Raw genomic sequence first — 12,694 nt, 5'->3', positions numbered from 1 at the left:
CAAAATAAATTATGGAAGAAAAAGTAATAGAATTGATTGCTCGTGTACTTAATGTACCAACAACAGAAATCGATATGGATACCGAAATTGGTGAACCAGATGAGTGGGACTCTCTTCATAATGTAGAGATTATCTCTCAGTTGGAGAAGGAATTTAATGTGAAGATTACATCTGATATGATTATGGACTTGGAGGATGTATCTGATATTGTTAGTCTCATTGAGGATTTGACAGAATAATATATCTTAGAGTTCAAAGAACATAAGAGAGACGATACAATAGAAATATATAACACAAAGAATAATTTATATGTTAGAAAGTATCGAAAAACAAATATGGCAGTGGGCGGCCGTGCAGCCCGATAAGTTAGCTGTAAAGAGTGGAAAGAAATCTGCAACATATCTTCAGTTGTGTCAACGCATATTGGGAGCAAGAGATTATTTCAAATCTCAATTATCACAAAACGAAGGAAATGTTATTATCCTTGCAGCAGGTAAGCAGATAGAATTTGTATATGCATATTTTGGTGCACACCTTGCTGGATTAAAGGTGGTACCAATTGATGCTGCAACGAATCCTACTAGATTGGATTATATAGTGAAACAAACGCATGCTAATCTTCTGGTTGGTTTTGATGAAAGTGAGCAGGAGATTGCTAAGGCTAGATTGAAAGACTTTGCAGAGTTATCTGCTGATTTCTCTACACCTTTGTTTTCTGATGGAAATGAAGTTGCAGACATCCTTTTTACAACAGGTACAACAGGTAAACCTAAAGGGGTACCTTTGACTTATGATAATGAGGCTGCTGCAGCAAGAAATATCAACGAGTTTATTGGTAATTCACAGGAAGATGTTGAACTTCTAGCTCTTCCAGTCAGTCATTCCTTTGGCTTGGGTAGAGTAAGATGCAGTCTGTCTAAGGGAGCGACATTAATCCTGCTCGGTAGCTTTGCCAATGTAAAGAAGATATATCGCACGATGGAGGAAGACCATGTAACTGGTTTCACAATGGTTCCTGCCAGTTGGAGATACCTCAAAAAACTTACAGGCGATAAACTGGGTGATTTCAAAGATCAGCTTCGATATATAGAAATGGGCAGTGCCTTCTTCTCTAAGGATGAGAAGCAGGAACTTGCCGATCTGCTTCCTCATACCAGAGTATGTATGCACTATGGCTTGACAGAGGCTTCTCGTTCTGCTTTTATGGAATTTCATCAGGATAAGGCACATTTGGATTCTGTAGGAAAGGCTTCACCAAATACAGATATCAAGGTGTTGGATGAAAATGGAAAAGAGTGTGCTGTTAATCAAGAAGGTGAAATCTGCGTAAAGGGTGACCATGTTACTCATGGATATCTTGATTTGCCAATTGAGGAATCTTTCTTTGGTGATTATTTCCGTACTGGTGATTGGGGATATAAGACAGCAGAAGGATATATTTATTTAATAAGCAGAAAGAAAGAACTGATTAATGTCGGTGGTAAAAAGGTAAGTCCTATAGAAGTAGAAGAGCAGTTATTCAAGATTTCTGGTATAGCAGATTGCGCTTGTATTGGCGTGTCAGATGAGGAAGGTGTTCTTGGCGAGGTTGTTAAGGCATTCATTGTGAAAGACAAAGATAGTGGCATTACTTTTGATGATATTAAAAACCAACTGAACGGTAAACTAGAGTCTTATAAACTTCCTGTTCACTATGAATGGATAGATGAAATACCAAAGACTCAGAATGGAAAAATTCAACGAGGTTTATTAAAATGATTGATATAAAGAATAAAAAAGATTGTTGTGGTTGTCATGCTTGTGGTGATGTGTGCCATGCCCAGGCGATTACCTTCCGTACAGACCATGAGGGATTCTGGTATCCAGAGGTAGATAAGGAAAAGTGTACTGATTGTCATCTTTGCGAAAAAATTTGTCCGATGATCAATATCGACAAGTTGAAGCATAATGATTTGTCAGAGCCAAAAGTTTTTGGTGGTTATAACAAGGATATTGTTATTCGCTTTGATAGTACATCTGGTGGTATCTTTACTCTTCTTGCACAAGCCATGTATAAGCAGAAGGGATATGTTAGTGGTGCCATCTATACGGATGACTTGAAGGTATTCAACTTCATTTCTAATGACAAGAAAGATTTGAAGCGTCTTCGTAGTTCCAAGTATGTACAGAGCAATGCTGAAGGTTTGTATAAGCAGATTAAGCAGTTGCTGATAGCTGGCGAAAAGGTTTTAGCCTGTGGCTCACCTTGCCAGATGGCTGCTTTGCGAAGCTTCCTTCGTAAGGATTACGATAATCTTATCATTGTAGATTTCCTTTGTCGTGCAACGAACTCTCCAAAGGTTTTTGAGAAATATAAGGAGTCTTTGGAAGCTCGCTATGGTTCTAAGATTGTATCTATTAAGGACAAGAACAAGGATCACGGTTGGCATAGTCTTGCCAGAAAGATAACATTCGAGAATGGTCAGGTATATTATGGTGAAGGTCATGAGGATGATTATCGCCGTGGATACCACGACAATGTCTTCGAGCGCCCTTCTTGTTATGAATGTAAGTTCAAGGGTATTCCACGTATGAGTGATGTCACTCTTGGTGATTTCTGGGGAATTGGTCAGGTAGATTCTTCTTTGGAACAGAACTTAGGAACCTCCCTTATCATGATTAATTCCAAGAAAGGTTTGGAATACTTTGATAAAATTAAGGATAAGTTAGTTGTTAAAGAGTTTACTTTGAAGGATATTGTTCCAGGTAATAGCACTGCTATTATGGGTGGTAAGCTTCCTTATCCTGCCAATATCAATCGAGATGAATTCTTTAAAGCTCTTGACGAAATGCCATTTGATAAATGTGCAGCTAAGTTCTTCCCATACGAGAGTAATGACAAGATTTCTGCTAAGCGAAAGGTAAAGAATATCCTTCGTGTCATTTATCACAATAAGAAGAACCCAATGCAGTTGCTCCGTATCTTTTATTGGAATTACTATAGAAAGAATATCCATAGCAACCTGTTAGAAGGAAAAGTCTTCAATGTTCTTTCTCATTGTGCCATAGATATCGCCAAGACTGCAAATATTGAAGTTGGTGGTCAGGTAAGTCTTAATCAGAAGCGAACACGTGGTAGTAAGGGTGAGTTCCGACTTTTGGTAGAGGACGGTGCCAGACTGAGTTTTGGTAAAGGTCATTCTTATTTTAAGTATGATAGTGATGTGCAGGTATTCAAGGGCGCACAGTTGTTAATAGGTAGTTGTGCTACCAATATTGGTTTGAATATTGTTTGTTCAGAGAAAATAGTAATGGGTGATGATGTCCACATTGGTCGAGATGTTTGGATACGAGATAACAATGGCGGTCATCATGTCATCATCAAGGGATACAAAGACAAGGCACCGGTCATCATTGGTGACCATGTATGGATCTGTTCAAACGTTAGTATCACGAAGGGTGTTACAATAGGCGAGGGTGCAATCATCTCTGCTAATAGTGTTGTTACAACTAACATCCCTGCTCATTGCATCGCTTCAGGTAATCCTGCTAAGGTGATTGCTGAAAACATTTATTGGAGACCATAATAAAAAAGAATATATGGCAAATAATAAGCGAATAGCAAAGAATACCATGTTCCTGTATTTCAGAATGATGCTGATAATGGGTGTTACACTTTATACTTCACGTGTCGTTCTGAAAACTTTAGGAATAGAAGACTTTGGTATTTATAATGTGGTTGGTGGAATCGTTACGATGTTTACATTCTTGAATGGTGCTTTGGGTTCTGCTACATCCCGATATATAACATTTGAATTAGGAAAAAAGAATTATGAACGATTAAACCAAGTTTTTAATGTCGCATTCTTGATACATCTTTTAATTGGTGTGCTTGTTATTGTATTGGCAGAAACGATAGGTCTTTGGTTCTTTTATGAAAAGATGACAATCCCAGAAAATCGTATGTTTGCGGCCTTTTGGGTATATCAGATATCTATTCTTACCTGTTTTTTTACACTAACGCAAGTTCCATATAATGCAACCATCATAGCTCATGAAAATATGAAGATTTATGCTTGGGTTGGTATTGTAGAAGTGATATGTAAATTATTGGTGGTTTATTTGTTGGTAATCTCGCCTTTTGATAAATTGGTGTTTTATGCAGCCCTGCTCTGTTTGATTCAAGTATCTATTATATGCTTTTATCGTATATATTGTTCAAGACAATATAAGGAAAGTTCTTTAAAACTTTATAAGGATAAGGGACTGTATAAAGAAATGTTTGGATATGCCGGTTCAGATTTGATTGGAAATATTTCTGTTCTTGCTCAGGGACAGGGTCTGAATTTGTTGTTGAATGTGTTCTTTGGACCAGTAGTGAATGCAGCCCGTGGAGTTGCTTATCAAGTACAAGGGGCGGTTACCCAGTTCTCCACTAACTTCATGACTGCAGTTAGACCACAAATCATCAAGTCGTATGCTCAAGGAGATCTCAAAGGGATGATGAAGTTAGTTGTGGATAGCAGCTGTTTTTCTTATTACTTGATGTGGATTATTTCATTTCCGATCATGCTTGAGGCTGATTATATCTTAAAGTTATGGTTAGGAGAATACCCGGAACATACTGTAAATTTTCTTAATTTAGTGTTGGTGTTATGTTTAATTCAGACATTAAAAACTCCAAGAACTACCATATTTCATGCAACAGGTCACATAAAACTTACCAATATGGTTGTTGGAAGTATTTTATGTTCAGCATTCCCTTTAGCATATTTGTTCTTGAAAATAGGAATGTCGCCAGAAGCTGTATTTTGGGCGGCTAACATAACAATGTTAGTATCAGAATTTGCGAGTATTTTCATATTAAAGAAATATGTTAAATATTCAATACCTTCATATCTGCTCCATGTACATGGAAGATGTTTGTTGGTATCATGTGTTTCTGCTATTGTTCCATTTTTATGTTTTGATAAGTTCATGGAACCTTCTTTTGTCCGCTTGTTATTAACAGGTGTGATGACTACAATGTTTATTGTAGTTACTGTGTTGGCAATTGGTATGGATAAAGAAATGAGGATGAAAATTTTGAATTTAATAAAAAATAAGATTTAAGATGAACAGCGTAATTTTAAGTAATGGTGTAGAAATGCCTAGTTTAGGTCTTGGGACATTTCCTTTGTATGGAGAAGTCTTGACTAATACGTTGTATGAAGCCTATAAGATAGGTTATCGACTTATTGATACTGCAGATAATTACCATAATGAAAAAGATTTAGGTGAAAGTCTAGACTATTTATATAGCCATTCTTCAGCTACACGCAAGGATATGTTTCTAGTTTCAAAAATTAGTGATGATTTATATCCACAAGGTACAATTGATGCTGGAAATAATATGGGTAAATATTTTTGGAAGTCTTCTTCCTATATGCAGAAAGAACAGGCTGTGAAAAAAGTAATTACCCATAAGATTGAGGAAAGTTTGACTTCACTTCATACTGATTATCTTGACTTGTGGTTAATGCATTGGCCATATCCTGATTATTTTGAAGAGATATGGTATGAAATGGAACAAGTATATAAGCAGGGAAAGGTTAGGGCAATTGGATTATGCAATAGTAGAGAAAGACATTTCGAAAAGCTTAAGAAATGTTGCTCTGTTTTTCCTCATGTGAATCAGGTTGAAACTTCTCCACTTAATACAAAAGAAGATCTTTTAGAGTATTGTAACGTAAATAATGTACGGAACATGGTCTATTCTCCATTAAAGAGTTTGTCGTTTCATATTAATGAAAAGTATGATAAATATGTAGATCTCTTGGCTAAGAAGTATAATAAAACTAAGGAACAAATCGTTCTTAAGTTTCATATTCAAAGAGAAACCGTGCCAATTCCAAAATCAACTCATACAAGTCGTTTGAATGCAAATTATAATATTTTTGATTTTGAGATATCAAATCAGGAAATGAATACTTTGCTTTCATTTAATATGGACTTTCAATATATGGCAGAATCTATGAGATGTCCAGGTCTTTAATATTTGAAAAGTATGATTATTAATAAGATTATAAATAAGGCTTTTAGTGTTGTCAATAACCATTTAGTTCAGCCCTCAGACTTTTATAAATCTATATGGGGTGGAGCAAACAAGTTTTGGCATATTCGAAATTTCAATCTTGATGTTGTAAATCTTGGATCAAATAGTGGCGTTTATGCTTTTGAATATTCTGACTTGGATTTGTTAGGTATGAATTGGGCTTTAGGACCACAGTCTTTGGTTCATGATTTCAATATTTTGAAAAATTATTTTAGTTATTTGAAAAAAGATGCAACTGTAATAATTACGCTCTGTCCTTTTTCCTGTTTGGTTTCTTCTTACAATAAACAGCACAATTTTAAGTATTATACATTTCTGCATCCTGCAACCATTCCGGGGTTTGATGAGTCAGAACACGTTAAGGCTTTAACTTTAAAAAAGCAGAATGTTCTTAGAGATGCTCCTCTACATACACTGAAAGGCTTGTTGGGATATTACAAACGATGTGCCTCAAGTAAGATTCATTCATGTGATTTTAAAAAAAGTGCATCTGGTTTTATTGAAGGTTGGAAAAAACAGTTCGATATCTCTAATTTGGATGCATGTCTTTCAAAAAAGCATTTGCAAGAGCAGGAGTTACGTGCTAGTAATCTTTCTGAAATGATCGCTTTTTGTTTGGAGAGAGATTTGCGTCCTGTATTAGTAATTCCGCCAATACATCCTGAACTTCGTGAATATTTTACTGATAGTTTTGTTGAGCATTATATAAACGATTTCTTAAAAAAGGGAAATATACAGTCTGCATACTTTAGAAATTATATGTTTGACCATCGTTTTGATTCAGATAATTACTTTTTTAATTCATTATTCTTGAATAAAAAAGGAGCTATGAAGTTTACCGAAATAGTACTGACTGATATTGGGTTGATACAATGAAAACATATGTAAAAAACTTGATTATCGATTAGAGATAGGGTTAAAGGAGCAACTATAAATAAACTGATATGGGACTCAAAATACGAAAGGTAAAGTTTTTGAATGATGTTCAGTTTGGAGATTTAGAATTCTTACAATGAGAGTGCTGATGGGGGAGAGAAATGATGTGAATAAACAAAGAAAAATCCCAACCCATAAGCTTTTTAGGACTTATAAGCTGGGATGATTTTGAACACGAATTACTCGAATAGCACGAATTTCCGGGAACTGTTCGGGCTTTCTAGAGATGGAAGTCGATTTCCTTCAGCCATTCCCTGACATCGAAGCAAGGACAGCTCTTGCGAACCCAGGGAAGGTCGCGATGACCTAGGATCTCGGCATCGGGATAGTCGAGGACGAGACTGTAGAGGAGGTCTTCCAGAGATGCTTTCTGGGCTGGAGTGCGAGTATCGGCAGGCTTGCCTTTCTCGTCGAGACCACCCTCGTAGCAGATTCCGATGCTATGGGCGTTGTAGTGGCGGGCGTGAGCACCCTCCTCGCTTTCTGGACGGCAGGGATAGACCACGCCATCCTTCGTATTGTAATAGTGGTAACCGATGGAGTGGAAACCACGGGCCTTGTGGCAGGCTTCTAAGGCTTCTACTGGGAAGTCCTGGTTAATACGTGTGGCACTGCAATGTACCACGATCAAATCGATTTTTCTTTGATTCTTCATTGGATTCTATGGATTTTAAAGGGGTTAACTGAACACGAATTTCTCGAATCTCAGTAAGCATGATACAATATAACTTTTTTCAAAAAACTGATAGGTGTAACTATTAATAATATTGTAGGTACGCTGTATAGGTGATATACTTGAAAACGACACGCTGTTAATTCTTGCATAACAATAACTTTTTGAGCCCCTTGGCTACCCAATGCCACGGGCTATTTATTAAGCTACTTTTCTGCTTGTGGTAGGAAGGTGGCCGGGGCTCATTTCATAAAAATAATAGATATAGATGAAGATAGGAATAATAACACATCCACTATATACTAATTATGGGGGATTACTTCAAGCATATGCTTTGCAAACCACGCTTGAAAGATTAGGGCATGAAGCTTTCGAAATTGAGCTTAAGAGAAAAAAAAGACAACTCCCATTTTGGAAAATGCCATTGTGTATTTCGAAGCGAATACTTAAAAAGTATGTTCTTGGTTGTAAAATGCAAAAGATTCTTGTGGAAAATTATGAAAATCATATATGGCCCATCATAACCCAAAACACCCAACAGTTTGTGGATAAATATTTGAACCAGAGACTTATTGAAAACTACGATGATTTGGACCATAATTTTGATGCTTTTATAGTTGGAAGTGACCAAGTTTGGCGTTATAAATATTACCCTTGGTTCGGAAACGATATTGCAAATGTTTATTTGAAATTTGCATCTCCACAGAGTATAAAAATTGCGTATGCTGCCTCTTTTGGAACAGATTTGTGGGAGTATCCCCAAGACAAAACTGAAGAATGTAAAATGCTATCACAAAAATTTAGGGCTATTTCCGTAAGAGAAAAATCGGGAATAAAACTATGCCATGATTTTTTAGATGTGAATGCAACTTTTGTGCTGGATCCCACGATGTTGCTTAAAAAGGCTGATTATGAATCGCTAATCAATACAGAAAGTTTAGCTGAGTCTGCTGATAGATTATTTTGTTATGTTTTAGATAGAAATACTATTAAAGATAATATAATAAAAGATATTGCGAAGAATATGAAATTGACTCCATATTATGTAAATGCAAACGTATATGATTCATATTCTCCTATAAAAGATAGAATTCAGCCTGCTGTAGAAAATTGGTTGTGTGGTTTTAGAGATTCAGATTATGTTATTACCGATTCTTTCCATGCATGTGTATTCTCTATCATATTCCATAAACAGTTTGCTGTTATAGGAAATGAAGGACGAGGAATGGCTAGATTTAACTCTTTGCTTTCTTTGTTCGGCTTAGAAAATCGATTAGTGACATCTAGTCAGCAAATATTGTCATTGCCTTTAATTGACTTTGATGCAATTGATGAAAAACTTAGTACATTGCGAACAGAATCTCTTAATTTTTTAATAGAAGCTTTAGGCTCAAAATAGCGTATGATAATGCAAACACCTAAGATTTCAGTAATAATACCAGTCTATAACGTTGAGTCCTATCTATCCAAATGTATAGACAGTATTTTATGCCAAACTTATACAGACTTTGAATTGTTGCTTATTGATGATGGTAGTAGTGATGCTTCCGGTAAAATATGCGACATGTATAAAGAAAATGATAATCGAATTCGAGTATTTCATAAAAAAAATGAAGGAGTAAGCAAAGCGAGAAACCTAGCATTGAATAATGCTTTGGGAGAATTCGTTATATTTGTTGATAGCGATGACTGGATTGAACCAAATACTTTTGAATTGGTTTTAAACCAGCTGGAAAATTTCGATATATTATTTTTCGATATAATTTGGCATTATGAAGATAATAGTTTTAGAACAAATTCTGCAGGTAATTTCTTTGTTACAAATAGAGAGAATGTAGAACAATCAATATTCAGATTGATTCATAATCTTACAGATGTGAATCTTTTTGGCTTTACTGTAAATAAAATCTTTCGAAAGTCGATTATAGACAAATACAATATTAGATTCATTGAAAATCTCTCTATTAGTGAAGATGAAATTTTCACAATGGAGTACTGTCTGAAGATTTCTTCAATGAAATATTTCGCTTGTCCATTATATCATTATATATGGAAACAACAGGGGCTAACGCATAAATATAAGAGTGAAAAAGAATATTTGTTGTTAGTGCAACATCTTGAAAAATTTCTGGCTGAGATTAATAATAAGGATTTATATGACTTACAAAAGAAAAGAATAGCTCTGTATGTAAATCTTGCGGCATGGTCTAATGACAAATGGTATAATATACTAAAGGGTATATTAAGACTTAGAAAATATTGTGTTAAGCAACGAATAGCTATGCCTGTAGTTTCCATAGCTCGTGAATTATTAAATAAAATCCGATGAAGAATATTGTAAGGAAAATAGTGAATAAAGTTTTTGGGGTTTTTCAAATTTTGAGAAGTTCTTTTCTGTCTCTTCGATATGGAATATCACCTTCCAAACGTGTAATTTTTGGGAAACGAGTTAGAATTGTTAACTTCCGATATATAGATATGGGGGGGGACAAATCTTCCTTGATGATGATGTGGAATTGTGTGTAAACAAAACCATGGAAGATGTCACTCCACAGTTGGTTATTGGCAATAGGGTGCATTTCGGTAAAATGAACCGTATCGGTTGCGATAACAAAATTGTTATAGAGGATGATGTACTCTTTGCGCCTCACGTCCACATTTCTGACCGCAACCATGGATTTGAGGACATTCATATACCGATATCCCGACAGAAAGTAACTAGTAAAGGACCTGTTGTCATTGGTGCTGAGTCTTGGCTTGGCTTTGGATGTCAAGTGATGTCGGGAGTGAAAATAGGAAGGCATTGCGTGATAGCAGCTGGAGCTGTTGTCGTAAAAGATGTACCAGATTACTGTGTAGTGGGAGGCAATCCTGCAAGAATTTTGAAACAATATAATTTAATGACCAATAAATGGGAAAAATATGATGACTAAACATTATGACTATCTAATCGTAGGTTCCGGTTTGTTCGGAGCCACATTTGCACATTTTGCTCACAAACAGGGCAAGAAGTGTTTGGTAATTGATAAGCGTTCTCACTTAGGTGGTAACATCTATTGTGAGAATATTGAAGGAATCAACGTGCATAAGTATGGCGCCCATATCTTTCATACTTCTAACAAGAAGGTGTGGGACTTTGTAAACTCTATCGTGGAGTTTAACCGCTATACCAATTCACCTGTGGCTAACTATAAGGGCAAGCTCTATAATCTGCCTTTCAATATGAACACCTTCTATCAGATGTGGGGCGTAACTACACCTGAAGAAGCTCAGGCTAAGATTGATGAGCAGAAGGCGGAAGCTGTTGCTCGTATGAAAGCTGATGGCGTAACAGAACCTCGTAACTTGGAGGAACAAGCCCAGGTGTTGATAGGAAAAGACATTTACGAAAAACTTATCAAGGGTTATACAGAGAAGCAGTGGGGAAGAAAATGTACAGAACTTCCTGCTTTCATTATCAAGCGCTTGCCAGTTCGTCTCATCTTCGATAATAACTACTTCAATGATAAGTACCAGGGTATCCCTGTAGGTGGTTATAACAAACTCATTGATGGCTTGCTTGAAGGAGTAGAGACGAAAACGAATGTTGATTTCTTTGAAAACCGCTCTTATTGGGAGGGTATCGCTGACAAGATAGTCTTCTCAGGCAAGATAGATGAGTTCTATAATTATCAGTTTGGTAAACTTAACTATCGTACAGTACGCTTTGAGACAGAGATCATTGATAAACCAAATTATCAGGGTAATGCTGTTGTGAACTATACCGAGCGTGAAGTTCCTTACACTCGTGTTATTGAGCACAAGCACTTCGAGATGTTTGGTCAGGAAGTGTATGAATGCCCAAAGACTGTCATTTCGAAAGAGTATTCCACAGAATGGAAGGACGGCATGGAACCATACTATCCTGTGAATGATAAGCTGAACTCTGAGCTATATGCCAAGTACAAAGGTCTGGCAGACAAGGAAGAGAATGTTATCTTTGGTGGTCGCTTAGCTGAATATAAGTATTACGATATGGCTCCTGTAATTGAGAAGGTGATGGAGAGGTTCTAAGTAACTAATCAGCACCCCTATGGGCATGGTAAGCAGCTCCGCATTTATACCTTGCATCATTCAAATCCTGGCTGATTTGCCCCCGCCAGGTGTTCCGTAAGTATTCTTTTAGTAAAGGTGATGTTCTTACTTGTGATATACAAGTATTTGAAACACTTGAAATGGATGGGAGTACAAAGGTAAAATATGTTATTTCAAAAGTATATGGCTTGCCACACTACCATAGAGTTCCTGAAGAACAAAATATTAATTTGATAATATGAGAAAGAGAGTAAAAAGACAATATCAAAAATCTGGAAACAAAAATGTAAGATCGGGACGAAACAGTTATAGCTTTATTGCTGTTTCAAAACGTTTGTCCATTCATAGGCATGGAAGAACATCGATGGATCCTGTATTTCCTGGTAAAAAGCAAGCAACAAGTGAACAAGAAAAAAGCTAATTAGTAAGAATATGGATGTTTTAAAAAAGAAAGATGAGGTATATACTGATTGGGTAAGTTTCCGTAAAAAGAATATAGCCTGTGTTTCTGCTAATGTATCCAATATCTTACGTCAGTTTATTTTAGCTGGTGTGGGTATAGTGTGGCTCTTTAAAGTTGTTGGGAAGGATGGTCATTTCCAATTGGACTTTCAATTGCTAATAGCATTAGGATTCTTTGTTTTGGCAATATTATTAGAACTTTTACATTATATTGTGGAAATTATAATGAATGCGGTTTACTTGACTGATAAAATGAAGGATAAAGAGATGCCAACTTATCTATCAAGCATATCATGGCTTTTTGGGATAGGCAAGATAGTGTTGGTTCTTTTAGCTTATGTTTTAATAGGAAGATTTTTGTGCGGAAAAATTATTTTATAAATGAATTTGTAAAAAAGATTTTTGACTTCTACAGACTGATAGCCATCAGCTATTACATTTATGAGCTACTTTTCTGCTGGCGGCATGAAGCCTAA

The 12,694-nt window shown here is 36.1% G+C and carries 13 protein-coding genes; 12 read left to right on the top strand and 1 reads right to left on the bottom strand.

The features are described 5' to 3' along the window. The first annotated feature begins 11 nt into the window (after nucleotides 1-11). The 6 genes from NNC77_RS12555 to NNC77_RS12530 all read left to right on the top strand — a co-directional run bounded on the left by NNC77_RS12555 (nucleotide 12) and on the right by NNC77_RS12530 (nucleotide 6,949). Complete coding sequence (locus NNC77_RS12555; RefSeq protein ID WP_119230038.1) at nucleotides 12-239, top strand: acyl carrier protein; 228 nt, start codon at nucleotides 12-14, stop codon at nucleotides 237-239. A gap of 70 nt (nucleotides 240-309) precedes the next feature. Next, entirely contained in the window at nucleotides 310-1,758 is a 1,449-nt protein-coding gene (locus tag NNC77_RS12550; protein ID WP_254971215.1) for a class I adenylate-forming enzyme family protein, read from the top strand. Next, complete coding sequence (locus NNC77_RS12545; protein ID WP_254971213.1) at nucleotides 1,755-3,566, top strand: Coenzyme F420 hydrogenase/dehydrogenase, beta subunit C-terminal domain; 1,812 nt, start codon at nucleotides 1,755-1,757, stop codon at nucleotides 3,564-3,566. The genes NNC77_RS12550 and NNC77_RS12545 overlap by 4 nt, the downstream gene beginning before the upstream one ends. Before the next feature lie 13 nt (nucleotides 3,567-3,579). Further along, nucleotides 3,580-5,091, top strand: coding sequence for an MATE family efflux transporter (locus NNC77_RS12540; protein WP_119230041.1), 1,512 nt, complete (start codon nucleotides 3,580-3,582; stop codon nucleotides 5,089-5,091). Nucleotide 5,092: 1 nt separating this feature from the next. Continuing rightward, the gene (locus tag NNC77_RS12535; RefSeq protein WP_254971212.1) at nucleotides 5,093-6,013 is read left to right on the top strand and encodes an aldo/keto reductase family protein; all 921 of its coding nucleotides are present in this window, start codon (nucleotides 5,093-5,095) and stop codon (nucleotides 6,011-6,013) included. A gap of 12 nt (nucleotides 6,014-6,025) precedes the next feature. Continuing rightward, nucleotides 6,026-6,949 (top strand): hypothetical protein, encoded by a 924-nt coding sequence (locus tag NNC77_RS12530; protein WP_254971211.1) that lies wholly within the window; start codon nucleotides 6,026-6,028, stop codon nucleotides 6,947-6,949. Between the two features lie 280 nt (nucleotides 6,950-7,229). Here NNC77_RS12530 and NNC77_RS12525 read toward each other — a convergent pair whose 3' ends face one another. Next, entirely contained in the window at nucleotides 7,230-7,664 is a 435-nt protein-coding gene (locus NNC77_RS12525) for an N-acetylmuramoyl-L-alanine amidase (protein ID WP_254971210.1), read from the bottom strand. 286 nt (nucleotides 7,665-7,950) lie between these two features. On the opposite strand from NNC77_RS12525, the gene NNC77_RS12520 reads away from it, so the two are divergent. The 6 genes from NNC77_RS12520 (at nucleotide 7,951) to NNC77_RS12495 (ending at nucleotide 12,599) form a co-directional block, all read left to right on the top strand. Beyond that, nucleotides 7,951-9,081 (top strand): polysaccharide pyruvyl transferase family protein, encoded by a 1,131-nt coding sequence (locus NNC77_RS12520; protein WP_119230295.1) that lies wholly within the window; start codon nucleotides 7,951-7,953, stop codon nucleotides 9,079-9,081. A gap of 3 nt (nucleotides 9,082-9,084) precedes the next feature. Further along, the gene (locus NNC77_RS12515; protein ID WP_254971209.1) at nucleotides 9,085-10,011 is read left to right on the top strand and encodes a glycosyltransferase family 2 protein; all 927 of its coding nucleotides are present in this window, start codon (nucleotides 9,085-9,087) and stop codon (nucleotides 10,009-10,011) included. Nucleotides 10,012-10,216: 205 nt separating this feature from the next. Further along, complete coding sequence (locus NNC77_RS12510) at nucleotides 10,217-10,615, top strand: acyltransferase (RefSeq protein WP_254971208.1); 399 nt, start codon at nucleotides 10,217-10,219, stop codon at nucleotides 10,613-10,615. Beyond that, nucleotides 10,605-11,735 carry a UDP-galactopyranose mutase gene (glf, locus tag NNC77_RS12505; protein WP_254971207.1) on the top strand — a complete coding sequence of 377 codons (1,131 nt, stop codon included), beginning with the start codon at nucleotides 10,605-10,607 and terminating at the stop codon, nucleotides 11,733-11,735. Before NNC77_RS12510 ends, glf begins: the two co-directional genes overlap by 11 nt. Before the next feature lie 259 nt (nucleotides 11,736-11,994). Then, the gene (locus NNC77_RS12500; protein ID WP_151202116.1) at nucleotides 11,995-12,177 is read left to right on the top strand and encodes a hypothetical protein; all 183 of its coding nucleotides are present in this window, start codon (nucleotides 11,995-11,997) and stop codon (nucleotides 12,175-12,177) included. A gap of 11 nt (nucleotides 12,178-12,188) precedes the next feature. After that, entirely contained in the window at nucleotides 12,189-12,599 is a 411-nt protein-coding gene (locus NNC77_RS12495; protein ID WP_254971206.1) for a hypothetical protein, read from the top strand. The last annotated feature ends 95 nt before the right edge of the window (nucleotides 12,600-12,694 follow it).

Origin of the sequence: Segatella copri (assembly GCF_024330485.1) — a bacterium.
Lineage (GTDB): Bacteria > Bacteroidota > Bacteroidia > Bacteroidales > Bacteroidaceae > Prevotella > Prevotella copri_L.
Note: the sequence above shows the minus strand (reverse complement) of the source record. Positions and strands in the feature narration are given on the sequence as shown.

Excerpts from the sequence above, each read along its gene's own strand:
- NNC77_RS12555 (WP_119230038.1), top strand. The coding sequence starts at position 12 with ATGGAAGAAAAAGTAATAGAATTGATTGCTCGTGTACTTAATGTACCA.
- NNC77_RS12550 (WP_254971215.1), top strand. The coding sequence starts at position 310 with ATGTTAGAAAGTATCGAAAAACAAATATGGCAGTGGGCGGCCGTGCAG.
- NNC77_RS12545 (WP_254971213.1), top strand. The coding sequence starts at position 1,755 with ATGATTGATATAAAGAATAAAAAAGATTGTTGTGGTTGTCATGCTTGT.
- NNC77_RS12540 (WP_119230041.1), top strand. The coding sequence starts at position 3,580 with ATGGCAAATAATAAGCGAATAGCAAAGAATACCATGTTCCTGTATTTC.
- NNC77_RS12535 (WP_254971212.1), top strand. The coding sequence starts at position 5,093 with ATGAACAGCGTAATTTTAAGTAATGGTGTAGAAATGCCTAGTTTAGGT.
- NNC77_RS12530 (WP_254971211.1), top strand. The coding sequence starts at position 6,026 with ATGATTATTAATAAGATTATAAATAAGGCTTTTAGTGTTGTCAATAAC.
- NNC77_RS12525 (WP_254971210.1), bottom strand. The coding sequence starts at position 7,664 with ATGAAGAATCAAAGAAAAATCGATTTGATCGTGGTACATTGCAGTGCC.
- NNC77_RS12520 (WP_119230295.1), top strand. The coding sequence starts at position 7,951 with ATGAAGATAGGAATAATAACACATCCACTATATACTAATTATGGGGGA.
- NNC77_RS12515 (WP_254971209.1), top strand. The coding sequence starts at position 9,085 with ATGATAATGCAAACACCTAAGATTTCAGTAATAATACCAGTCTATAAC.
- NNC77_RS12510 (WP_254971208.1), top strand. The coding sequence starts at position 10,217 with ATGGAAGATGTCACTCCACAGTTGGTTATTGGCAATAGGGTGCATTTC.
- glf (WP_254971207.1), top strand. The coding sequence starts at position 10,605 with ATGATGACTAAACATTATGACTATCTAATCGTAGGTTCCGGTTTGTTC.
- NNC77_RS12500 (WP_151202116.1), top strand. The coding sequence starts at position 11,995 with ATGAGAAAGAGAGTAAAAAGACAATATCAAAAATCTGGAAACAAAAAT.
- NNC77_RS12495 (WP_254971206.1), top strand. The coding sequence starts at position 12,189 with ATGGATGTTTTAAAAAAGAAAGATGAGGTATATACTGATTGGGTAAGT.